The organism is Sulfuriflexus mobilis (genome assembly GCF_003967195.1).
Taxonomy (GTDB): Bacteria; Pseudomonadota; Gammaproteobacteria; order AKS1; family AKS1; genus Sulfuriflexus; species Sulfuriflexus mobilis.
This window is the reverse complement of sequence record NZ_AP018725.1, coordinates 3,088,308-3,111,340: the sequence shown is the minus strand read 5'-3', so window position 1 is coordinate 3,111,340 and position 23,033 is coordinate 3,088,308. Positions and strand designations below refer to the sequence as shown.

Annotated in this window: 27 protein-coding genes; 23 read left to right on the top strand and 4 right to left on the bottom strand. The window is 52.1% G+C overall.

Annotated elements, in window-relative coordinates; genetic code table 11:
* Nucleotides 1–157: 157 nt before the first annotated feature.
* The 5 genes from rpmH (at nucleotide 158) to mnmE (ending at nucleotide 3,962) form a co-directional block, all read left to right on the top strand.
* Nucleotides 158–292, top strand: a complete 135-nt coding sequence (gene rpmH, locus EL386_RS15540; protein ID WP_126457169.1) for a 50S ribosomal protein L34 — start codon at nucleotides 158–160, stop codon at nucleotides 290–292.
* 62 nt (nucleotides 293–354) lie between these two features.
* Nucleotides 355–714: a ribonuclease P protein component gene (gene rnpA, locus EL386_RS15535; RefSeq protein ID WP_126457168.1), complete on the top strand. Its 360-nt coding sequence runs from the start codon at nucleotides 355–357 to the stop codon at nucleotides 712–714.
* On the top strand, nucleotides 699–932 hold the full coding sequence (gene yidD, locus EL386_RS15530) for a membrane protein insertion efficiency factor YidD (protein WP_126457167.1): 234 nt from the start codon (nucleotides 699–701) through the stop codon (nucleotides 930–932). The genes rnpA and yidD overlap by 16 nt, the downstream gene beginning before the upstream one ends.
* A 3-nt stretch (nucleotides 933–935) precedes the next feature.
* The gene (yidC, locus tag EL386_RS15525) at nucleotides 936–2,570 is read left to right on the top strand and encodes a membrane protein insertase YidC (protein WP_126457166.1); all 1,635 of its coding nucleotides are present in this window, start codon (nucleotides 936–938) and stop codon (nucleotides 2,568–2,570) included.
* A 45-nt stretch (nucleotides 2,571–2,615) separates the two neighbouring features.
* Nucleotides 2,616–3,962, top strand: a complete 1,347-nt coding sequence (mnmE, locus tag EL386_RS15520) for a tRNA uridine-5-carboxymethylaminomethyl(34) synthesis GTPase MnmE (RefSeq protein WP_197722122.1) — start codon at nucleotides 2,616–2,618, stop codon at nucleotides 3,960–3,962.
* An 8-nt stretch (nucleotides 3,963–3,970) separates the two neighbouring features.
* Here mnmE and EL386_RS15515 read toward each other — a convergent pair whose 3' ends face one another.
* From EL386_RS15515 to EL386_RS15500, 4 genes are read right to left on the bottom strand one after another with little or no spacing between them, the layout of a single operon-like run.
* On the bottom strand, nucleotides 3,971–4,474 hold the full coding sequence (locus EL386_RS15515; protein ID WP_126457164.1) for a hypothetical protein: 504 nt from the start codon (nucleotides 4,472–4,474) through the stop codon (nucleotides 3,971–3,973).
* Complete coding sequence (locus EL386_RS15510) at nucleotides 4,386–4,877, bottom strand: hypothetical protein (protein WP_126457163.1); 492 nt, start codon at nucleotides 4,875–4,877, stop codon at nucleotides 4,386–4,388. The genes EL386_RS15515 and EL386_RS15510 overlap by 89 nt, the downstream gene beginning before the upstream one ends.
* Entirely contained in the window at nucleotides 4,874–5,617 is a 744-nt protein-coding gene (locus EL386_RS15505; protein ID WP_126457162.1) for a TIGR04255 family protein, read from the bottom strand. Before EL386_RS15505 ends, EL386_RS15510 begins: the two co-directional genes overlap by 4 nt.
* A gap of 15 nt (nucleotides 5,618–5,632) precedes the next feature.
* Nucleotides 5,633–5,836 (bottom strand): hypothetical protein, encoded by a 204-nt coding sequence (locus EL386_RS15500; protein WP_126457161.1) that lies wholly within the window; start codon nucleotides 5,834–5,836, stop codon nucleotides 5,633–5,635.
* Between the two features lie 197 nt (nucleotides 5,837–6,033).
* On the opposite strand from EL386_RS15500, the gene mnmG reads away from it, so the two are divergent.
* The 18 genes from mnmG to EL386_RS15410 all read left to right on the top strand — a co-directional run bounded on the left by mnmG (nucleotide 6,034) and on the right by EL386_RS15410 (nucleotide 22,965).
* Nucleotides 6,034–7,962 (top strand): tRNA uridine-5-carboxymethylaminomethyl(34) synthesis enzyme MnmG, encoded by a 1,929-nt coding sequence (mnmG, locus tag EL386_RS15495; protein WP_126457160.1) that lies wholly within the window; start codon nucleotides 6,034–6,036, stop codon nucleotides 7,960–7,962.
* A gap of 125 nt (nucleotides 7,963–8,087) precedes the next feature.
* Entirely contained in the window at nucleotides 8,088–8,555 is a 468-nt protein-coding gene (locus tag EL386_RS15490; RefSeq protein ID WP_126457158.1) for a DUF302 domain-containing protein, read from the top strand.
* A gap of 25 nt (nucleotides 8,556–8,580) precedes the next feature.
* Nucleotides 8,581–9,204: a 16S rRNA (guanine(527)-N(7))-methyltransferase RsmG gene (rsmG, locus tag EL386_RS15485; protein WP_126457157.1), complete on the top strand. Its 624-nt coding sequence runs from the start codon at nucleotides 8,581–8,583 to the stop codon at nucleotides 9,202–9,204.
* 100 nt (nucleotides 9,205–9,304) lie between these two features.
* On the top strand, nucleotides 9,305–10,102 hold the full coding sequence (locus EL386_RS15480; protein WP_126457155.1) for a ParA family protein: 798 nt from the start codon (nucleotides 9,305–9,307) through the stop codon (nucleotides 10,100–10,102).
* Nucleotides 10,103–10,132: 30 nt separating this feature from the next.
* The gene (locus EL386_RS15475) at nucleotides 10,133–11,005 is read left to right on the top strand and encodes a ParB/RepB/Spo0J family partition protein (RefSeq protein WP_126457153.1); all 873 of its coding nucleotides are present in this window, start codon (nucleotides 10,133–10,135) and stop codon (nucleotides 11,003–11,005) included.
* Nucleotides 11,006–11,234: 229 nt separating this feature from the next.
* Entirely contained in the window at nucleotides 11,235–11,585 is a 351-nt protein-coding gene (locus EL386_RS15470) for an ATP synthase subunit I (protein WP_126457152.1), read from the top strand.
* 12 nt (nucleotides 11,586–11,597) lie between these two features.
* Complete coding sequence (gene atpB / locus EL386_RS15465; RefSeq protein ID WP_126457150.1) at nucleotides 11,598–12,485, top strand: F0F1 ATP synthase subunit A; 888 nt, start codon at nucleotides 11,598–11,600, stop codon at nucleotides 12,483–12,485.
* Between the two features lie 58 nt (nucleotides 12,486–12,543).
* The gene (atpE, locus tag EL386_RS15460; protein WP_172597778.1) at nucleotides 12,544–12,780 is read left to right on the top strand and encodes a F0F1 ATP synthase subunit C; all 237 of its coding nucleotides are present in this window, start codon (nucleotides 12,544–12,546) and stop codon (nucleotides 12,778–12,780) included.
* 55 nt (nucleotides 12,781–12,835) lie between these two features.
* A complete protein-coding gene (locus tag EL386_RS15455) occupies nucleotides 12,836–13,306 on the top strand; it encodes a F0F1 ATP synthase subunit B (protein ID WP_126457146.1) in 471 nt (156 codons plus the stop codon).
* A 15-nt stretch (nucleotides 13,307–13,321) separates the two neighbouring features.
* Complete coding sequence (locus EL386_RS15450) at nucleotides 13,322–13,855, top strand: F0F1 ATP synthase subunit delta (RefSeq protein ID WP_126457144.1); 534 nt, start codon at nucleotides 13,322–13,324, stop codon at nucleotides 13,853–13,855.
* 63 nt (nucleotides 13,856–13,918) lie between these two features.
* Nucleotides 13,919–15,463 (top strand): F0F1 ATP synthase subunit alpha, encoded by a 1,545-nt coding sequence (gene atpA / locus EL386_RS15445; protein ID WP_126457142.1) that lies wholly within the window; start codon nucleotides 13,919–13,921, stop codon nucleotides 15,461–15,463.
* 21 nt (nucleotides 15,464–15,484) lie between these two features.
* Nucleotides 15,485–16,348, top strand: coding sequence for a F0F1 ATP synthase subunit gamma (gene atpG, locus EL386_RS15440; protein ID WP_126457140.1), 864 nt, complete (start codon nucleotides 15,485–15,487; stop codon nucleotides 16,346–16,348).
* Between the two features lie 39 nt (nucleotides 16,349–16,387).
* Nucleotides 16,388–17,764: a F0F1 ATP synthase subunit beta gene (atpD, locus tag EL386_RS15435; RefSeq protein ID WP_126457138.1), complete on the top strand. Its 1,377-nt coding sequence runs from the start codon at nucleotides 16,388–16,390 to the stop codon at nucleotides 17,762–17,764.
* A gap of 24 nt (nucleotides 17,765–17,788) precedes the next feature.
* Complete coding sequence (locus EL386_RS15430) at nucleotides 17,789–18,214, top strand: F0F1 ATP synthase subunit epsilon (protein ID WP_126457136.1); 426 nt, start codon at nucleotides 17,789–17,791, stop codon at nucleotides 18,212–18,214.
* Nucleotides 18,215–18,237: 23 nt separating this feature from the next.
* On the top strand, nucleotides 18,238–18,753 hold the full coding sequence (locus EL386_RS15425; RefSeq protein ID WP_126457134.1) for an FKBP-type peptidyl-prolyl cis-trans isomerase: 516 nt from the start codon (nucleotides 18,238–18,240) through the stop codon (nucleotides 18,751–18,753).
* A gap of 45 nt (nucleotides 18,754–18,798) precedes the next feature.
* On the top strand, nucleotides 18,799–20,166 hold the full coding sequence (gene glmU / locus EL386_RS15420) for a bifunctional UDP-N-acetylglucosamine diphosphorylase/glucosamine-1-phosphate N-acetyltransferase GlmU (protein WP_126457132.1): 1,368 nt from the start codon (nucleotides 18,799–18,801) through the stop codon (nucleotides 20,164–20,166).
* Nucleotides 20,167–20,170: 4 nt separating this feature from the next.
* Nucleotides 20,171–22,003, top strand: a complete 1,833-nt coding sequence (gene glmS / locus EL386_RS15415) for a glutamine--fructose-6-phosphate transaminase (isomerizing) (RefSeq protein ID WP_126457130.1) — start codon at nucleotides 20,171–20,173, stop codon at nucleotides 22,001–22,003.
* A gap of 56 nt (nucleotides 22,004–22,059) precedes the next feature.
* On the top strand, nucleotides 22,060–22,965 hold the full coding sequence (locus EL386_RS15410) for a PfkB family carbohydrate kinase (RefSeq protein ID WP_126457128.1): 906 nt from the start codon (nucleotides 22,060–22,062) through the stop codon (nucleotides 22,963–22,965).
* The last annotated feature ends 68 nt before the right edge of the window (nucleotides 22,966–23,033 follow it).

Here is a 23,033-nt window from a genome sequence, read left to right as displayed (position 1 = left end):
GCCGTGTGGAAAAGTTATCCACAACCTTGTTTGTTGCTGATTTTAGGTAAAAAAGTTGACAGTCGGGGTCCCCAGGCAGTACATTACGCTGCTTTTCCGCCCTCGGCCAAATGGTCGCGGGGAATATTGACCGAAACAGACATCGACAGGCACTGACATGAAAAGAACATTTCAGCCCAGCACACTGAAGCGCAAGCGTAACCACGGCTTCCGTGCCCGTATGGCCACCAAGAACGGCCGCAAGATCATTAATGCACGCCGTGCCAAGGGCCGCGCTGTACTAAGCGCCTAAAGCAGGCGCAGGTGTGGCGACCACAACTGGGCGCCGCCAGCATTACAGGCAGATGCAAGCGGGTGAGTGAAACTGACTTTAGTCGTCGCCTCAGGCTTACCTGCCCTGCAGACTTTCAGCATGTTTTTCAGCAGGCCTGCAAGTCTACCAGTCCAGAATTCACTGTGTTAGCCGTCGCCAATCAACAAACCTATCCGCGCTTGGGTTTGGCCATTGCCAAAAAACACATACGTCAGGCGGTAGACAGAAACCGTATCAAGCGACTCATTCGAGAAAGTTTTCGACATAACCAGACCTTGTTGTCCGGACTTGATATCGTGGTATTGGCGCGCAAGGGCGTGGATAATACCAGCAACGAAATCATTACTGGCGCACTTAACAAACACTGGAAGGTTCTTAACCAGCGATGCAAAGAATCCTGATCGGCCTCATCCGCTTTTACCAACTGGTTCTCAGCCCGTGGGTGGGTCAGCAGTGTCGTTTCTACCCGACCTGTTCCTGTTATGCTCATACCGCTATTGAACGGCACGGAAGTTTGCGCGGCGTTTATCTCGCCATTCGTCGCATCCTGCGTTGTCACCCCTGGCACCCGGGCGGTATGGACCCGGTCCCTGAATTAAACGAGTTAAAGAAGAAATAGAAGATGGATACATTCCGCACAATGCTTTTCGCCGCCCTCGTCCTGGTTGTATTTATGATGTGGCAGGCATGGGAGAAAGATTATGGCCAGACCGCTACACCGGTTGCCACGCAGGCCACTGGTCAGGACGTAACCGCCGCTGCACCGGCAGATGTGCCGCAGGCACCGGGCACGGTTGCCAGTCTGCGTGCTACGCCGGATAGCGTGGCCAGCCGCGGCAAGCGCATCAAGGTGCATACGGATGTCTACGACATCGAACTCGATAGCCAGGGCGGTGATATTAAGAAGGCCTACCTTTTAAAGTATCCGACCACGGCCAAGGAGCCGGATCAGCCGTTTGCCCTGATGAGCGACGGCCTGAGTGATCGGATGCCACACCTGTTTATTAGCCAGACGGGCCTGTTAGGCGGTGGTGCACCAAATCATTCCGCACCTTATAGTAGCGACGCCGACCGTTACAGCCTCAAAGACGGTGAGGACAAACTTGAAGTTGTCCTGCACTGGCGTAATGCCGAAGGCCTGGTTGTTGACAAGGTGTATACCTTCCACCGTGGGCGTTACGACTTTGAACTTGAATACCGCGTCGCCAATCACACGCCGAAGGCCTGGCAGGGCAGCATGTATCGTCAGTTCAAACGCACCGAGGATACCGGTGTTGAAAAGTCCCGCTTCCTTTACACCTATACCGGCGGTGTGGTTTCGACGAAAGACAATCCCTACGAAAAGATTAATTTCGATGACATGCAGGACCAGGACCTGAAGCTGGAGATCAAACAGGGTTGGGTGGCCATGATCCAGCACTACTTCGTCGGCGCCTGGATTGGTGACGAGGGTCAAACTCACCACGCCTATACAAAAGTCTCCGAGGGTAACAAGTACGTCATTGGTATGGTTACCCCACAGGCCAGTATTGCCCCGGGCAGTAGCGGCAGTATCAAGGCACGTGCCTACGTCGGCCCGAAACTGCAAGAGCAGTTAAAAGAGCTGGCGCCAAACCTGGAGCTGACCGTCGACTATGGTTGGCTGACCATTCTAGCCGAACCGATCTTCTGGCTCATGAAATGGATCCAGTCGGTAGTCGGTAACTGGGGCTGGACGATTATCCTGCTGACGATTGCTATCAAGCTGATGTTCTACAAGCTGTCAGAGACCAGTTACAAATCCATGGCCAACCTGCGTCGCGTCCACCCGCGTCTGCAGTCCCTGAAGGAACGCTTTGGTGATGACAAGCAGGGCATGCAACAGGCGATGATGAAGATCTACAAGGAAGAGAAGATCAATCCACTCGGTGGTTGTCTGCCTATCCTTGTGCAGATCCCGGTCTTTATCGCCCTCTATTGGGTGTTGCTGGAAAGTGTCGAGATGCGCCAGGCGCCGTTCATCCTCTGGCTGGATGACCTCTCCAGTAAAGACCCTTACTACGTCTTGCCCCTGCTTATGGGGGCCTCGATGCTGATTCAGCAAAAGCTGAATCCGGCACCCATCGACCCGGTACAGGCCAAGATCATGATGATGTTGCCGATCGTCTTCACCGTGTTCTTCGCCTTCTTCCCGTCCGGCCTGGTGCTGTACTGGGTGGCGAATAACGTCCTGTCTATTACGCAGCAGTGGGTGATCACGAAACGCATCGCTGGCTAGCACACTATGTGTTGATGGCCGGAGATATAGCGTAAGGAGTTGCGCTTGAGTAACGAAACCATTGCTGCCCTGGCGACGCCACCCGGTCGCGGCGGCATCGGCATCGTCCGCCTCTCCGGGCCAAAGGTGACAAGTATCGCCGAGGCCCTGCTCGGAGCGTTGCCACCGGCGCGCAAGGCGGTATTGCGGCGTTTTCGTGATGCCGAAGACAACAGCATCGATGAGGGTGTTGCCCTGTATTTCCCCGCGCCGAATTCCTTTACCGGTGAAGACGTCCTTGAACTCCAGGGCCATGGTGGCACCGTGGTCATGGATATGCTGCTCGCCGAGGCCTGTCGTCTCGGTGCCCGACCGGCCCGACCCGGTGAATTTTCCGAACGTGCCTTTATGAATGATCGCCTCGACCTGATCCAGGCCGAGGCGATCGCCGACCTTATCGACAGTGGCAGTAGTCAGGCGGCACGTGCCGCACTGCGTTCACTCGAGGGCGAGTTCTCCAGACAGGTGCATGCGTTGTCTGATGAGATGGTGCAGTTGCGTATCTATGTTGAGGCCGCGATCGACTTTCCCGAAGAGGAGATCGATTTTCTTGGCGACGACAAGGTGCGCAAAGACGTCCGTGCCCTGCTCGGCTCCCTGCAACAGTTGATGGCCGATGCCCAACAGGGTTGTGTCTTACGTGAAGGCCTGGTGTTGGTGATCGCCGGCCTGCCGAATGCCGGTAAATCGAGTCTGTTAAATGCCCTCGCCGCACGCGACACGGCTATTGTTACCGCTATTCCCGGTACCACGCGAGATGTGTTGCGCGAGTCGATCCAGATCGACGGTTTGCCCCTGCAGATTATTGATACGGCCGGACTGCGCGAGGCCGGTGATGAAGTTGAGCAAGAGGGCATTCGTCGCGCCTGGCAGGAGATCGAAAAGGCCGACCGCATATTGTTTGTCGTCGACGATCAGCAGGGCATGACGGCCGAGGCGGAGGCGCTGCTAAGTCGTTTGCCAAAAGGCTTGCCCATAACGAGGGTGCATAACAAGATCGACCTAAGCGGGCATGGGGCGGACGTCGAACACAATGAACAAGGTGAACACGTCTACGTCTCGGCCAAGGCAGGCCTTGGGATCACCGCGCTGAAGACCTATCTAAAGGATTGTGCCGGCTACCGTGAGGCGACGACGAACACCTTTAGTGCCCGCCGTCGTCATCTGGATGCCTTGCAGCGTGCGACAGACCTGGTCGGACATGGCCTGCAGGCACTGGAGCAGGCGCAGGCCGGTGAGTTGCTCGCCGAGGACCTCAGGCAGGCCCACCATGCGCTGGGCGAGATCACCGGGGAGTACAGCAGCGATGATCTGCTCGGCGCGATTTTCAGCAGTTTCTGTATAGGTAAGTAAGAAAATGGCTATTTAGGCGGCAAGACTAGCTTGGATTCATTCGCAAGTTCTGTAGCAAGCATTATTTGTTCATGATCCTCACTAGGCCAACCTACAATATTTGCATGAAGTTTATGTGAGGAGGTTTCTTTTACGACGGATAGCACGTTATCAGAAAGTATTGATATATCTGTAGATAAAATATCAGCACGAGACTTTAGACTTTCAATTCGATCTTTAGCAACATGATTGAAACCTATATTCCATATTCTATCTTCTGACAGCCCTTTAACTCTAAAGACAGAAGTTTCATTGTTTTTTGGGTTAGGTAAAAAGGCACCATACTCTACGGTGCCTTTTAGTCTTCGGAAGTGCCTCTTATTAAATATATATCTTGAGATAGGCTCACGATGAGCTATCGTAAGATCATCCTCTGATTCGCGCTTAAACGATAATGCGTTTAATATTCTCGAGAATAATTTTGGGAATGCTGTTACGGAAAATATGTTGGCCATGGTTTTTGTTTCCTGCACCGAATATTCCAGCATACGATAAGATATTATTTCCCTTAAAGCTTACGATGAAAACCCAATCCTTAGATTTCTTCCACTGAAAACCTATACCACCACTTGGTTCGGGTATTAAATCTGGAAAAGAAACATCCGCAGGAATATTTTTAAGAAATTCCTTACAATCAGCTAGTGCATCATTAGATAGTGGTAGAGCACCATAACCATCCCAATTTTCTGTAGAGTGTTCGTTAAAGAAATCTTGCAGGGATGCTAAAGAACGAGATTTCCTCTGTAAAGAAACAGGCTCTTCATAATGATTTAACGATAGTTTTATAAGTTCTGCAAGGTGATTGGAACTTTTGCTAGAACCTGTATTAAATATTCGATCTTCAAAACCAATATCGTTTAAAGTTAAAGCACTCATTTACAAAGCTCCGCCATTTCTTCAGTTATGCTTTCGAAAAATATAAGATTTTTAAAATCATGTAATTGTTCTAATGCACCCCAACAATTGCTTTCATCGCCTATATCGATTTGGCAATCAATAAATGTATCAATATCTAAAACAATTGGCGATATATTATTATCTTCATCAAATTGTTCAAGTGCATGTGTAACTATACATTTACCCCCAAAAGATTCTTCAGAAATTACAACTCTCGATAGATAACTATCAATAGAAGTTGGCAATCCTTTAGGTATAACTGGTGGAGCAATTAAAAATTGTTGTATATTTTCATAATGAGCTCCAGGTATATTTAATAAATTGATATATCTTGTTGCAGCCCTAATAATCCTAGTGGGGTTGAACATATCTTTATAAATATCCCAAAGTCTATGCGCTTCGTCACGCATAGTCTCCCAATTCTCATACGGTTCTAACCTGCTAAATGTAAATCCATTTTTCTTAAACTGAACTACTTGTGTTTCATCCGCTGTTGTAAATCTTATACCTAAAAAGCTTTCATCGATACTTGTGCGGGCAGGTCTTCCCTGCTCTAAGTGAAACCCGAATTTACCTTGGTTAATAGGGTCACTAGTTGGGTAGCCATTAAGTGTATATGATTGAAATTGGGACAAGTCGATATCATCTGGTAATACAACTTGGATATCAATTAATGCTTCTTTTATAGGCGCATTGATTAAATGTCTGCGATCAATCATCTCGTTATTAGTCCATTATTTAATTCTAGATATATCAATTCCATTTTCCCTAAGAGACTTATGATTTTCCCAAATCCAAGTTCTAATGATCCACGAAGTAACTTCTGAAGAATTTGAGCCGTAAATTCCTAATTGAATCATTTCTTCGACAATGCGACGAGTATTTACGTCAACTGTTGGTTGAAGTTTAGTTGTGTCGATTCCATTTCGTTTAGCCATTGGTATTCACAGCAATATAATTATTCATATATTGATGAAATTATAGTCAATTTAGAGAAATAAGTATCTAATTAAAGTCTTATTAGAATCTAATAAGAATCTTATAAAGATATTTTTAAATATATGTAGGTAATTTAAGTCAAAGACAAGTAAAATACTGAAATATCCTATATCTAAGTGATTTTTAAGGGTTTTTTGTGAAAGAAAGTTTTGATGTGATTGTGATCGGCGGCGGACACGCCGGCACCGAGGCCGCCCTGGCCGCGGCGCGCACGGGTGCGCGTACCCTGCTGCTGACACATAATATCGATACCCTCGGGCAGATGAGTTGTAACCCGGCCATTGGCGGCATCGGCAAGGGCCACCTGGTTAAAGAGGTCGATGCCCTCGGTGGCCTGATGGCGCGCGCCATTGACCATGCCGGTATCCAGTTTCGGACCCTGAACGCGAGCAAGGGCCCGGCCGTGCGCGCGACCCGTGCGCAGGCCGATCGCGCGCTATACAAACAGTTCGTGCGCAATGCGCTGGAGAATGACGGACATGGAGGTCCTAATGCCGCAGGAGGCAGGAAGCCGGGAGCGGCCAGCCCGAACCTGTCGATCTTTCAGCAGGCCGTCGATGACCTGATGGTTGAAGGCGAGCGGGTCACGGGTGTGGTCACGCAGATGGGCCTGCGTTTTGCCGCCCGTACTGTGGTGTTGACGGTCGGCACCTTCCTCGGTGGCCGCATCCATATCGGTGAGGCCAATTATCAGGGCGGTCGTGCAGGGGACCCACCGGCGAATGCCCTGTCAGAACGTCTGCGCGAACTACCCTTCCGGGTTGAGCGCCTGAAGACCGGTACGCCGCCGCGCATCGATGGCCGCACGATTGATTATGCCGGCTTGGCGAAACAGGACGGTGATAGACCGGAGCCGGTGTTCTCATTTATGGGCTCAGTTGCCGAACACCCGCAACAACTGCCCTGTTACATTACCTATACGAGTGCACAGACCCACGACCTGATTCGCAACGGCCTGGATCGTTCGCCGATGTATACCGGTGTTATTGAAGGCGTCGGCCCGCGCTACTGTCCGTCGATTGAAGACAAGATCGTGCGCTTTGCCGACAAGGATTCACATCAGATCTTTATCGAGCCGGAGGGCCTGAACACGTACGAGGTTTACCCGAACGGCATCTCGACCAGTCTGCCGTTTGATGTGCAGTATGCCTTTGTGCGTTCCATCAAGGGTTTTGAGAACGCGCATATCACCCGCCCCGGTTACGCAATCGAATATGATTATTTTGACCCGCGTGACCTGAGGCCGTCACTGGAAACGAAATATATCCAGGGTTTGTTCTTTGCCGGCCAGATCAACGGCACTACCGGCTATGAAGAGGCCGCCGCACAGGGCCTGATCGCCGGCTTGAATGCGGCCCGGCAGACACGAGAACAGGAGGCCTGGTCACCGCGCCGCGATGAGGCCTATATGGGTGTGCTCATTGACGACCTTGTCACCTGCGGGACGAACGAGCCCTATCGTATGTTCACGAGCCGGGCCGAGTACCGTTTGTTATTACGTGAAGACAATGCCGACCTGCGCCTGACCGAAGCAGGCCGTGAGATGGGTCTGGTGGACGATGCGCGCTGGCGTGCCTTTGATACCAAGCGCGAGGCGATTGAGCAGGAACAGCAGCGTCTGCGCACAACATGGCTGCGCCCCGGCAGTGTGCCAGATGAAGACATGATCCGCGTGATCGGTCAGACGCTCTCCCGTGAGGCCTCACTCATGGACCTGTTACGCCGCCCGGATGTGAATTATGACGTACTGACCAGCCTGTTGTGCGCGGGACCGGGTGTGGCAGATCCGGTTGTCGCTGAACAGGTACAGGTACAGGCCAAGTATGCCGGTTATATTGATCGCCAGCGTGACGAGATCGAACGCCTGCGCCGCAACGAGGCCAAGGCCCTGCCTGAAGACATCGACTATAGCAATGTCATCGGCCTGTCGACCGAGGTGGCGCAGAAGTTTAGTGCGCAGCGACCGGCCACTATCGCCCAGGCCTCACGTATCCCGGGTGTGACACCGGCGGCGATTTCTTTATTATTGGTGCACCTGAAAAAGCGCGAGCGTAAGCAGGCATAAGCGGGAAACTCACAGCCCTCACTGTGGTCGAAGGCATATGCTGTAAAGCTTTTCTGGCAGGCCAGTTCGCGAGGAACGTGACCTGCTTAACCTTAAGGAAGTAAAAACGAGAAGAGGAATCCACCATGAAGAAGATCTTACTGTTAGGGATAATGTTAATGATGAGCAGTATGGCCGTTGCCGACAACCAGGGCTTGATCAATAAAAAAAGTCACCACAGCGTCAAGGTCACCCTCGACCGACTCGAAAATGCACTAAAGGAAAAGGGCATCACCATTGTCACGCGCTGGAGCCACGATGCCGGGGCAAAGAAAATCGGCATTCCCTTACGCCCTACTGAATTGTTGATCTTCGGTAACCCTAAACTGGGTAGCCATATGTTCACCAGCAACCAGACCTCCGGCATCGACCTGCCGCTGAAGGCCCTGGCCTGGGAAGATAAAAAGGGCCAGGTCTGGCTGACCTACAATGACCCAAAGTATATTGCCAACCGTCATGGCATTAAGGACCGCGCCGAGATCGTCAAGAAGATGACCGGTGCCCTCAACAACCTGACGAATGCTGCCACCATGGCAGATGATAAGGCGAAGTAAACACTCACCCCGATAAGGATGCTGTATGTCTTTGGCCAGTGCGCTTGCACAGGGTTTACACACAATGCAATGCGCCCTGGACGAAGACCAGCAATCTGCATTACTGCGGTACCTAACGCTGCTCGAAAAGTGGAACAAGGTCTATAACCTGACCGCGGTCCGCGATCCGGCTCAGATGGTGCCCCAACACCTGCTTGATGCCCTGAGTATCCGCCCCTACCTAGCGGGCCGGCGTATCCTCGATGTCGGCACCGGCGCCGGCCTGCCCGGTATCCCGCTGGCGATTGCCGAACCCGAATGCGAGTTTGTCTTGCTCGACAGCGCCCTGAAACGCACCCGCTTTGTCACCCAGACCGTGGCAGAACTGGGCCTGAAGAATGTTGAAGTGGTACAGGCACGGATCGAGGACTATGCGCCCAAGGCCTTATTCGACACGATTACCTCACGGGCCTTTACCGCCACGGGGGATTTTGTTGCCGCCACAGGACACCTGCTTGCTGATAAGGGCTGTCTGCTGGCGATGAAAGGTAAATTGCCGGAGGAGGAAATCAATCACTTGCCGAGACAATGGTCCTGCGAAGCCCATAAACTCGCCGTGCCGGGCGTGGTCGGCGAGCGGCATGTGCTGGTTCTAAAACAAAATCTGTGACCAGATCTCCTTGCAAGTTGACGCCTGAGGGCGGAAACTAGTCGACCCCGCTGTGGGAATAACCTCTTAATATAAGATTAAAGAGTGTTGAACAGACACCATGAGTCGAATTTTTGCCATCACAAATCAGAAGGGCGGCGTCGGAAAAACCACGACCTGCGTGAATCTTGCCGCCTCGCTGGCGGTGACCAAACGTCGTGTGTTGTTGATCGACCTCGACCCGCAGGGTAATGCGACCATGGGTTCCGGCATCGACAAGTATGAAGTCGAACGAACAGTGTGTGATGTCTTGCTCGGTGAGGCAACGATCGCCCAGAGCCGACTGGATACAGAGTTACCCGGTCTGAGTGTGCTGCCGAGCAACAGCGACCTGACCGCGGCGGAAGTGGCCCTGATGAACAGTGAGGGGCGTGAGCGTCGTTTGCGCGATGCCCTGGCTGAAGTGAGCGATGACTACGATTACATATTAATCGATTGTCCGCCCTCTCTGAATATGTTGACTCTGAATGCCCTGACCGCCGCGCAAGGCGTGATCATCCCGATGCAGTGTGAATATTATGCACTCGAGGGATTATCGGCCCTGGTCGAGACCATCGAACAGATTCGGGCGAGTGTGAACCCGGGCTTACAGATCGAAGGCCTGTTACGCACCATGTTTGACCCGCGCAACAAGCTGGCCAATGATGTCTCAAATCAACTCATGACCCACTTCGGTGATCGGGTTTATCGTACCCTGGTACCAAGAAATGTCCGCCTGGCCGAGGCGCCGAGCCACGGCATGCCGGTGATTGTCTATGACAAGGCCTCGCGTGGCGCGCAGGCCTATCTGGCCTTGGCCGGTGAAATTTTACGTCGAGAACAACAGCAACAACCCGTCGCCGAAGCGGCCGGCGGTTAGCAAACGCTTACCTTCAGGAATATCAAAAGCATGGCAACAAAAAAACGTGGACTCGGGCGAGGCCTGGATGCATTGCTTGGCGGTGCCGCCATTTCCGCAACGAACGAACCGGCTGGCAAGAACAATGACCTGCGCGAACTCCCTATCGACCTGATGCAACGCGGCAAGTATCAGCCGCGTGTCGACATGCATAACGAGAGCCTGCAGGAACTGGCTGACTCGATTCGTGCCCAGGGTGTGGTGCAGCCGATCGTCGTGCGACCGATTGGCGGCGGCAAGTACGAGATCATCGCCGGTGAACGCCGCTGGCGTGCCTCGCAACTGGCTGGTCTGCACAATATCCCGGCCGTGATCCGCGACGTCTCGGACTCTGCCGCCATCGCCATGGCGCTTATTGAGAATATCCAGCGCGAAGACCTGAACCCACTCGAAGAGGCCCACGCCCTGCAGCGCCTGATCAATGAGTTTGAGATGACCCACCAGCAGGCCGCCGAGGCCGTGGGTCGCTCGCGTGCCGCGGTGTCGAATCTGCTGCGCCTGCAGGAGCTGAATGAGGGCGTGCAGCGTATGCTCGAGAAGGGTGATCTGGAGATGGGCCATGGCCGCGCCCTGCTGGGCCTGCGCGGAAATGCACAAACCACCGCCGCACAGCAGGTCGTCAAGCGAGGCCTGTCAGTGCGTGAAACCGAACAACTGGTGCGCAGGGAAAGCGAGCAGAGCAAGCGTGCCAAACCGGCCGCAACCACCCACCTTGACCCGGATATCCGTCGATTTCAGGATGAATTGTCGGCCAAGTTAGGCGCCAAGGTGCAAATCCAGCACACGGCCAAGGGCAAAGGCAAGCTCAGCATCCAATACAATAGTCTCGACGAACTCGACGGGATCCTCGGCCATATCAAGTAAAACGGGTGATCCTGGCCACCCGGCGCAGTGATTATTTTTTTTAATAACAAAATAGTCGTGGTTTATAGATCAATGATTGACCCTGTGGGCGTGAATCTTTATACTTCGCGCCCGTATTGAAACGTCACAGAATCATTTTTCACGCTATATCCTAGTATCAAATGATGACGGCTCACCCCTCGCGGTGAACGATGACCTTCCATACGGCTCGAACCAACGGCCAGCAACAATGCGTAGACAACTGATTTTTATAGTTTTTTGTGTTGTCATGGTGGCCGCCGCGGCAGGTTATATATTGTCCTGGCCCGGCGTGGCGGCAACGTTACTGGGCGGTTCGATAATACTGATTAACGTGTTGCTGCAGCACTGGGCATTGCGCAAGGCAGAACGCCAGGCGCGGGCCAATGCAGAGCACAATTTGCGCATCTTGATGCGATGCGCAATAGAGCGATTTGTAGTGACAATTGCCCTGTTTGCCCTGGGTATGGGTGTATGGAAGCTGCCGCCGCTGGCATTAATAGCCGGTTTTATTGTGGCGCTCGCAGGACAATATGTCGCCGGACCGAATTCTAGAACTTGAGATTAAAAGGCAATGGCTGGAGATACGCTTACTACGACAGGCTACATCAAGCATCACCTGCAAAATCTGACCTATGGCAAGCATCCTGACGGGAGTTGGGGTCTGGCGCATAATGCCGCCGAAGCCAAGGAAATGGGTTTTTGGGCGATTCATGTGGATACGATGTTTTGGTCGATTCTGCTGGGTGTAATATTTCTGTATTTCTTTCATAAAGCGGCGAAGACTGCCACCGCAGGGGTACCTGCCGGTCTGCAAAACTTTGTCGAGTGGATTGTCGAATTTATTAATAGCAGTGTGCGTGGATCGTTTACCTCCAAGAATGACCTGGTCGCGCCACTGGCCCTGACCGTGTTTGTCTGGGTCTTCCTGATGAACGCCATGGACCTGATCCCGGTTGATTTTATCCCGAAAGCGTTTGAAGTATGGGTGGCGCCATTATTTGGTATAGACCCGCATTCAGCCTTTATGAAGGTGGTGCCTTCAACCGATCCGAATGCCACCTTCGGCATGGCAATCGTCATTTTCTTACTGACCATTTTCTATAGTGTGAAGATTAAAGGTGTCGGTGGTTTTGCGGGTGAATTGACCCTGATGCCCTTCCAGTCAAGTAACAAGGTGGTTCAAGTCGGACTGATTCCGGTTAACTTCCTGCTCGAATTTGTATCACTGATTGCCAAGCCAATTTCATTGTCACTGCGACTGTTCGGTAATATGTACGCCGGTGAAATGATCTTTATTCTGATTGCCATCATGTTCAATGCCGGTCTGACGCTGGGCATATTTGGTGGCTTCCTGCACATGGGTTGGGCGATCTTCCATATTCTGATTGTTACGCTGCAGGCATTTATTTTCATGACGCTGACCATCGTATATATGGATATGGCGCATTCGCACCATTAAGTATTTATTTAATTTTTTACGTAATTTTATTTTCAATTTTTAGAGAACTAATCAGGAGATAATCATGGAACAAGCACTGTTATACATCGCTGGCGCATTAATGATGGGTCTGGGCGCACTGGGTGCAGCCGTTGGTATTGGTGTGCTGGGTGGCCGCTTTCTTGAAGGTGCCGCACGTCAGCCTGAGCTGATTCCAATGCTGCGTACACAGTTCTTTATTGTTATGGGTCTGGTTGACGCCGTACCAATGATCGCTGTGGGTATTGCCTTCTACGTAATTTTTGCTGTCGCTTAAGTTTACGCGACTGTTTAGATAACTGAACGCAATCTAACTCAATCGGGATACTGGTATGAATATTAACCTTACCTTGATTGCAGAGATGATCGTCTTTGTGGCGTTCGTAATTTTCTGCAAAAAATTTGTATGGTCGCCGATTATTAATGCACTGCATACGCGCAAAACACAGATCGCAGATGGTCTTGCCGCCGCCGAGCGTGGTCAGCATGAACAGGAGCTGGCCAAGAAGCGTGCCAGCGAATTGTTGCATGAAGCCAAGCAGAACGCCGCTGACATCATCAATCAGGCGCAGAAGCGTGCCGGCGAAGTGGTTGAAGAGTCAAAGACTGATGCGCGAGCAGAGGGTGAACGCCTGCTCACCGCCGCCAAGGCCGAGATTGACCAGGAAGTACAACGTGCAAAAGAAGCACTGCGTGCCGAATTGGGCAAAATCGTCATTATCGGTGCTGAAAGGGTCCTTGAACGTGAAGTTGATGCCAGCGTGCATGACGACATGATCAAGAAACTTGCAACGCAAATTTAATCGAGAGGCTAGACGATGTCTGAACTCATTACTGTCGCACGACCTTACGCACAGGCCGCATTTGACCTGGCGCGTGAAGCTGGTGCGTTACAGGCCTGGTCAGATTCTCTGGCGTTCGCCGCCACCGTAGCTGGCGACGAGGCTATGGCCGAGGCGATTGAAAATCCAAACCTGACAGTTGATCAGCGCGCTGAACTGTTTATTGCAGTTTGTAGCGATCGTTTGGATGACAATGGTCACAATTTCATTCGCCTGCTGGCAGAAAATGGTCGACTGGCTGCGCTGCCGGAAATCGCGGAACTGTTTGAAAAATTGCGCGCCGATGAGGAAGGCAGTATTGAGGCGAGAGTTATATCCGCCAAGCCACTCAACGATGCACAGCAAGCTGAGATCATTGCCGCACTGAAGAAGCGCTTTGAGCGCGAGGTAATACTACAGTGTGAGACAGACGAAAGTTTGTTGGGCGGAGCGATTATCCGCGCTGGCGATACAGTAATTGACGGTTCTATGCGCGGGCGTCTCGAGAAATTTACGACCGCATTGGTATAAAGATTTTTTAAAGGAAACAGCATCGAGTGGGCGGCATGGCCAAGCACTTGTGGGGATAAACTTATGCAGCAACTGAATCCATCAGAAATCAGCGAGCTGATTAAACAGCGCATCCAGAAATTTGAGGCTAGTGCTGAAGCTCGTACTGAAGGTACTGTCGTTAGCTTGACTGACGGCATCGCACGTATCCACGGCCTAGACGACGTGATGCAGGGTGAAATGATCGAGTTCCCTGGCGGAACCTTCGGCATGGCACTTAACCTTGAGCGCGACTCCGTCGGCGCCGTGGTGCTTGGTGAATACAAGCACATCACTGAAGGTGACAAGGTAAAATGCACCGGTCGTATTCTTGAAGTGCCAATTGGTGAGGGTCTGCTGGGTCGTGTTGTTGACTCACTCGGTAATCCTATCGATGGTAAAGGCGACATCGCTGCTGCCGGTACCGCACCAATTGAGAAGGTTGCCCCGGGTGTTATTGAACGTAAGTCAGTTGACCAGCCAGTGCAGACCGGTCTGAAGGCCATTGATGCCATGGTGCCAATTGGCCGTGGTCAGCGTGAGTTGATTATTGGTGACCGCCAGACAGGTAAGACTGCTGTAGCGATTGATGCCATCATCAACCAGAAAGGCACCGGTGTTAAATGTGTCTACGTTGCAGTTGGTCAGAAGGCCTCTTCTATTGCTGGCGTCGTTCGCAAGCTGGAAGAACATGGCGCCCTGGATCACACCATCATCGTTGCTGCACCGGCCTCTGATTCCGCTGCCCTGCAGTACATTGCACCTTACTCCGGTTGTACCATGGGCGAATACTTCCGTGACCGTGGTGAAGATGCACTGATTGTGTATGATGATTTGACCAAGCAGGCCTGGGCCTACCGTCAGGTATCTCTGTTGTTGAAACGCCCACCGGGTCGTGAAGCCTACCCAGGTGATGTTTTCTACCTGCACTCACGTCTATTAGAACGTGCTGCACGTATTAATGATAAAGAAGTTGAGCGTCTCACCAATGGTGAAGTGAAGGGTAAGACCGGTTCTTTGACCGCCTTGCCAATCATTGAAACGCAGGCCGGTGACGTATCCGCCTTCGTTCCGACAAATGTAATTTCGATTACTGACGGTCAGATCTTCCTTGAGTCGGATTTGTTCAACGCCGGTATCCGCCCGGCTATTAACGCCGGTCTTTCTGTATCACGTGTTGGTGGTGCGGCGCAGACCAAGATTATTAAGAAGCTTGGTGGTAGCGTTCGTCTGGCACTGGCCCAGTATCGTGAACTGGCTGCATTTGCACAGTTTGCTTCTGACCTTGATGAAACCACACGTAATCAGATTGCCCGTGGTCAGCGCGTTACAGAATTGATGAAGCAGGCTCAGTACAGCCCGCTATCGATTGCTGAAATGGCCACATCCCTGTATGCCGCCAACGAAGGCTACATTGATGATGTTGACGTTAATAAGGTTGTTGATTTTGAAGCCGCCCTGCTTAGCTACATGAATAGCAGCCAGGCCGCACTGATCGGCAAGATTAACGAAACCGGTGACTGGAACGACGAGATCGAGGCCGAGTTAAAGGCAGCGATTGAGGACTTCAAGGCAAACCACGCCTTTTAATTAGGATAAGCGAGCAGAGCAATGGCCGGCGCAAAAGAAATACGCACCAAGATCAAGAGTGTTCAGAACACTCAGAAGATCACCAAGGCAATGGAGATGGTAGCCGCGAGCAAGATGCGCAAGGCGCAGGATCGCATGGCGGCTGCACGTCCCTATGCGGACAAGATGCGCAATGTGATCGGGCATCTTGCTAACGCACACCCTGAGTACAAGCATCCTTACCTTATCGAGCGCGATGTAAAGCGTGTCGGTTATATCGTCGTTTCCTCTGACCGGGGTCTATGTGGTGGTTTGAATATTAACCTGTTCAAGGCCGTCGTTAATTCCATGAAAGAATGGTCAGACAAGGGCGTCGATATCGATGTCTGTACGATTGGTAAAAAGGCTGTCAGCTTTTTCTCGCGAGTCAGTGCCAATATTGTCTCTGAGCTTTCGGCTATTGGTGATGCACCACGTGCCCATGATCTGATTGGTTCGGTCAAGGTCATGCTGGATGCCTACGATGAAGGCAAAATTGACCGCGTTTACCTGGTGTTTAATGATTTTGTTAACACCATGACCCAGGAAGCGCATATCGAACAGGTACTGCCGCTTGAACAGAAGAAGGCCGACGAAGAACTGCAATACCACTGGGACTACATCTACGAGCCTAATGCAAAGGATGTGCTTGACGCATTGCTGATGCGTTACGTTGAGTCACTGGTTTACCAGGGTGTAGTCGAAAATATTGCCTGTGAAATGTCCGCTCGTATGATTGCGATGAAAAGCGCATCAGACAATGCGGGCGACATTATTAGTGACCTGCAACTTGTCTATAACAAGGCGCGTCAGGCAGCTATCACACAGGAAATTTCTGAAATCGTCAGCGGCGCAGCTGCTGTTTAGGTTTCGGACTAAAGAATTCAGATTAGAGAGGAAAGTAGCATGAGTCTTGGCAACGTTGTGGAAGTAATTGGTGCCGTTGTCGACGTGGAATTTCCGCGTGATAGCGTACCTAAAATCTACGATGCACTACGTGTCGATGATAAAAATCTGACGCTCGAAGTACAGGCACAGCTGGGTGACGGCATCGTGCGAACCATCGCAATGGGAACGACTGATGGTCTGCGTCGTGGCTTGAGTGTTTCGAACACGGGTGCGGCAATTAATGTGCCCGTTGGTCAGAAGACACTGGGTCGCATCATGAACGTACTGGGTGAGCCGATAGATAACTTCGGCCCAATCGGTGCTGAAAAGACCATGCCGATTCACCGTCTGCCACCTTCGTTTGACGAGCAGTCTGCTTCGGTTGAAATCCTCGAAACCGGTATTAAGGTTATCGACCTGATCATGCCTATCGCCAAGGGCGGTAAGATTGGTCTGTTCGGTGGTGCCGGTGTGGGTAAGACAGTTACCCTGATGGAATTGATTCGTAACATCGCCGTTGAGCACAGTGGTTTCTCTGTATTCGCCGGTGTGGGTGAACGTACTCGTGAAGGTAACGACTTCTACTACGAAATGGAAGAAGGCGGCGTTCTCGATAAGGTATCTCTGGTTTACGGCCAGATGAATGAGCCTCCTGGTAACCGTCTGCGTGTTGCGCTGACCGGTTTGACCATGGCTGAGCACTTCCGTGACGAAGGTCGTGACGTGTTGATGTTTATCGATAACATCTACCGTTACACACTGGCCGGTACCGAAGTATCTGCATTGTTGGGTCGTATGCCTTCTGCTGTGGGTTACCAGCCTACATTGGCTGAAGAAATGGGTGCCCTGCAGGAACGTATTACTTCAACCAAAACCGGTTCGATCACATCATTCCAGGCCGTATACGTGCCCGCCGATGACTTGACTGACCCGTCACCAGCCACCACCTTTGCCCACCTGGACGCAACACTCGTGTTGTCACGCCAGATTGCCGAGCTGGGTATTTACCCTGCTGTGGACCCGCTTGATTCAACATCACGTCAGCTCGACCCACTGGTTGTTGGTCAGGAACATTATGATATCGCCCGTGGCGTTCAGGGTATCCTGCAGCGTTATAAAGAACTGAAAGATATTATCGCCATTCTGGGTATGGATGAGCTTTCAGAAGAAGATAAGCAGGCTGTATCACGCGCACGTAAGATTCAGCGCTTCCTGTCACAGCCTTTCTTCGTTGCCGAAGTCTTTACCGGCGCACCGGGTAAGTACGTCACGATGTCTGAAACAATCAGCGCCTTTAAGGGTATTCTTAACGGTGAGTACGACGCGCTTCCAGAGCAGGCCTTCTACATGGTTGGCACCATCGAAGAAGCTGTTGAGAAAGCGAAAAGCTTGTAAGCTAGCTGCTGAGGCAAAAAAAACATGGCAATGACAATTCATGTCGACATCGTTAGTGCGGAAGAGGAAATCTTTTCCGGTACTGCCGAGATGGTCTATGCACCAGCAATTATGGGTGAAGTCGGTATTGCACCGCGTCATACCCAGATGCTGACGCCACTGAAGGCTGGTGAAGTACGTTTGCAAACGGCAGGCAAGGAAGAGCAGTTCTTCTACGTCTCCGGTGGCATGCTGGAAGTTCAGCCGCATGTGGTGACCGTGCTGGCCGATACGGCAATACGTGCCAGGGACATCGATGAGGCCGCGGCCCTTGAGGCGAAAAAGCGTGCCGAGAAGGCCCTGACTGATAAGTCCGGTAAGATGGATTTTGCCAAGGCCCAGGCCGAACTGGCCGAGGCGGTTGCACAGCTGCGAACCATCGAACATCTCCGCAAGATGGGTAAGCACTAAATCCGATACGGCCCCCCTATTCTATGAGTGACGGCATTACAAAGAATAAGGTGGTCGATATTACCTACCTTATCAAAGACAAATCCGGCACGGCCATCGAGCAGAATGATGTGCCGGTCAGCTATCTGCACGGTGTGCAGGGTGGCCTGATACCCGCACTGGAAGAGGCACTGGATGGCCAGCAGGTCGGTGATTCGATTGAGGTCGTGGTAGCACCCAGCGAAGGTTTTGGTGCACATGACCCGGACCTCACCTTTACCGATAATATCGATAATGTGCCGCAGGAATACCGTCAGATCGGTGCCCAGGTCCAGTTCCAGAACGAGAATGGTGAGACCAAGACCTTTGCCGTCAGCAAGATCGAGGGTGAGCAGATTACCCTTGACGGTAATCACCCTTTTGCCGGCAAGACCATGACCTTCGTCGTCAAGGTCATGGCTATTCGTGACGCCTCCGAGCAGGAACTCGCCGAGGGCCGCCCTTCCCAGGACTATGCCCTGGATAGTATGAACCCCCCGCCCGTATCAGACCGCCACTAAATAAATGCATTTGTGCATCCTGGCTAATTTGGTAACAATAAGGCCATGACTTGTAACGTAATTATTCTCGCTGCTGGTCAGGGTACGCGTATGCGTTCAACCCTGCCCAAAGTCCTGCATCAACTCGCCGACAAGAGCCTGCTCGAGCACGTCTATGCGACGGCAAGCGCCCTTGAGCCCGTGCAATTGAATATTGTTTATGGGCATGGGGGTGAGATCGTGCAACACACGCTCACCGACCTGGTGGCCAACTGGATAGAGCAGCCGGAACAACTGGGTACCGGTCATGCCGTCGCTCAGGCCCTGCCGTTTATCAAAGACGATGAAACGGTTTTAATCCTGTATGGTGATGTGCCACTAGTCCGGAAAGATACCCTGCAGGCCTTGCTGGGGCAGGTAGCCGCAACGAGCATGGGCCTGCTGACGATTGAACTTGTCGATCCGGCAGGCTATGGAAGGATTGTCCGTGATAGCCTTGGCAAGGTTGTGCGAATCGTTGAGCACAAGGACGCCAGTGAAGACGAGCGGCTAATCAAGGAAGTGAATACCGGCATGCTGGCCGTCAGGGGCAAGCAGCTAAAGAATTGGCTGGGCAGGCTGGGAAATGACAATGCTCAGGGTGAATATTATCTGACGGATATTATCGGCATGGCCGTTTCTGACGGCATTGAGGTAAGAACCGTTCAGGCAAATAACAGTTATGAGGTTGAGGGCGTTAATGACAGGCTTCAACTGGCACGCCTGGAACGTTATTATCAAATGATGAAAGCAGATGACTTGATGCGAGCAGGTGTGAGCCTGCGTGACCCGGCCCGGATCGATATTCGTGGCGAGCTGGAGTGTGGTCAGGATGTGCAGATTGATATCAATGTCATTATCGAGGGTCAGGTGCGTCTTGGTGATAAGGTAAAAATAGGCCCGAACGTCGTGCTAAAAGATTGTCTCATTGGTGACGGCACCCATATAGAGGCCAACTGTGTCATCGAAGAGGCCGAAGTTGGCGCGCATTGCGCAGTTGGTCCCTTTGCCCGTTTGCGTCCGGGCGCAAGGCTGGCTGATCGATCCCGGGTCGGTAATTTTGTCGAAGTAAAGAATTCAACTATTGGTGAAGGCTCGAAGGTTAATCACCTGAGTTATATTGGTGATGCGACCCTGGGCAAGGGTGTAAACATAGGTGCCGGTACGATTACCTGTAATTATGATGGTGCCAACAAACACCAGACCGTAATAGGCGATAACGCCTTTGTGGGGTCATGCAGTCAGCTGGTTGCCCCGGTGGAAATCGGCAAAAATGCAACAATTGGTGCAGGCTCGACGATTAGCAAAGATGTACCGGCCGATGGCCTGACCTTAAGTCGTAGCCCGCAAAAAACCCTGAAAAACTGGCAGCGGCCTACAAAGACCAAGGAATAGCAGCATGTGTGGAATCGTAGGTGCCATTGCAGAGCGGGATGTCCTGCCCATTCTTATCGAAGGCCTGAAACGCCTCGAATACAGGGGCTATGATTCGGCCGGTGTGGCGTTGATCGATGATGATCGTTGCCTGGGACGGGTACGAAGTCTGGGCAAGGTAAGAGAGCTGGAAAAGGCACTGTTGTCTGTACCGGTTAGCGGCCGGATGGGCATTGCCCACACCCGCTGGGCGACGCATGGCAAACCGAGTGATAACAATGCCCACCCCCATGTTTGCCGGGAAAGTGTAGCGATTGTGCATAATGGCATTATCGAAAATCATGAAACACTGCGCGCGGAACAGCTGAAGGCAGGTCACCGCTTTACCTCGGATACTGATTCCGAAGTCATCGTCCATGCCATTCATGATCATCTTGAACAAGGGGCCGATCTATTATCGGCGGTGCGTAAAACCACGACTCTGCTACAGGGTGCCTATGCACTTGCTGTCATAAGTAATAAAGAGCCCGAATGTCTGATCGTGACACGCCGCGGTAGCCCACTCGTGATTGGCGTGGGTATCGGAGAAAACTTTATTGCCTCCGATGTTGCGGCGCTGTTACCCGTAACACAGCAATTTATTATTCTCGAAGAAGGCGATGTCGCCGAGATCCGCCGTGACAGCATCAAAATCTATGATAGCGAAGCGAATGTGGTTGAGCGCGCTACGCGTACGAGTGAACTGAGCGTCGATGCGGTTGAGCGTGGCAAGTATCGTCACTACATGCAAAAAGAGATCTTCGAGCAGCCGCGCGCCATCCAGCAAACCCTGGAAGGCCGCATTAGTAATGGTCGTTTACTGGAAGAGTGTTTTGGTGCAGAAGCCGCAGCAATATTTGATGGGATCAAGTCGATCCAGATTGTTGCTTGCGGAACGAGTTTTCATGCCGGTCTGACGGCGCGTTATGGGTTTGAGGAAATAGCAGGGCTGCCATGTAATGCCGAAGTGGCCAGTGAGTTTCGTTACCGGCGTCATGTGGTCAGCGAAAATACCCTGTTTGTCACGGTTTCCCAATCCGGTGAGACCGCAGATACCCTCGCCGCGCTACGGGAGGCAAAGAAGATGGGTTATGCTCATACCCTGGCGATTTGCAATGTACCGGAGAGTTCACTGGTACGTGAATCGGACCTTGTCCTGATGACCCGGGCCGGCCCCGAGATCGGGGTGGCTTCGACCAAGGCCTTCACCACCCAGCTGGTGGCCTTCCTGTTACTGGTTATCGCCTTAGGGCGTCGTCATGGCCTGACCGCCGAGACCGAGCGCAAGATTGTTGAACAACTGGATCAGCTGCCAGAGCGTATCGAGCAGGTTTTATTGTTAAATCATGAGATCGAGACGCTCTCCCAGCAGTTTGCGGACAAGCATCACGCCTTGTTCCTCGGCCGTGGCGCGCAATACCCGGTAGCGATGGAGGGCGCACTGAAGCTGAAGGAGATCTCCTATATCCATGCCGAGGCCTATCCGGCCGGCGAGTTAAAGCATGGCCCCCTGGCCCTGGTTGATGGCAATATGCCGGTGATCGCAGTGGCCCCGAATGATGTTTTGCTCGACAAACTCAAGGCCAACCTCGAAGAGGTCAGTGCCCGTGGCGGCCAGCTGATTGTTTTCTCTGATGCGGATAATAATCTGGTTAGCGGCGAACAGATGCAGGTCATACACGTGGCCCCCACCGAACAGGCCGTATCACCGATCATCTACAGTGTGCCCTTGCAACTCCTTGCCTATCACGTCGCTGTTATCAAAGGCACGGATATTGACCAGCCGCGCAATCTGGCTAAATCTGTCACTGTAGAATAAAGATATTATTCAATAAGCTCGTCACCATTAATTCTGAACTCCAGGGTTGAACGGACATGTTTGAAAAAGACGGTCGTCCGGTTATCTTTGGCGAGGTCCTGTTTGATGTGTTTGAGGATGGCGGCACCGTTTTGGGTGGTGCCGCCTTTAACGTTGCCTGGCACTTGCAAGGCTTTGGCCTGCGGCCATTACTGATAAGCCGTATCGGCCAGGATAAACAGGGTGAATTGGCATTGATGTGCATGCGGCAATGGGACATGGATACGCGGGCGGTACAAATCGACCCCACCTATCCTACCGGTCGTGTCGATATCGCCATGCAGGATGGCAAACCTCGCTATCAAATACCGCTCGAGCAAGCCTATGACAAGATCAGTCGTGCCATGGTCAATGACCTTGTCTCGGACCTACCCTGCTCACTGTTATATTGTGGCAGCCTCGCGCAGCGTGACGCCGTATCGCGCCAGACCTTGCAGAGCCTGATACGGGGACAGCGATTACCCGTGTTTGTTGATATAAACCGGCGCGCACCCTGGCTGGATGAGGGGAGTCTCGGCGAGACCTTGAATGCGGCAAGTTATCTAAAGATGAATGAGGCCGAACTAGCCAGCCAGACGGGCGAGCGGATTAGTAATGAATCCACCTTGCATCAAGCGGCGGCGCGGCTATGTCAGCAATACCAGATTGAACATGTCATCATTACCCGCGGTGACAAAGGTGCCTGTCATATCAGTGCCAAGGGCATGCAAACGGCCTCTGCACAACCGACACAACGTTATATTGATAACATCGGTGCCGATGATGCCTTCACTGCTGTAACCATTCTCGGTCAGATCCGCCAGTGGCCGATATCCGAAACCCTGCTTAGGGCCAACCGATTTGCCGCCAGGCTTTGTGAACAACGCGGGTCACTCCTCGCCGAGCCATCCGTATATGCGGACTTGCTGCGGCAATGGGCTTGACAGCCCCCGACCTCGAGCGCATTATGCGCGCCATGAATTTCTGTGTTAAACACATTGCCATGTCAGTC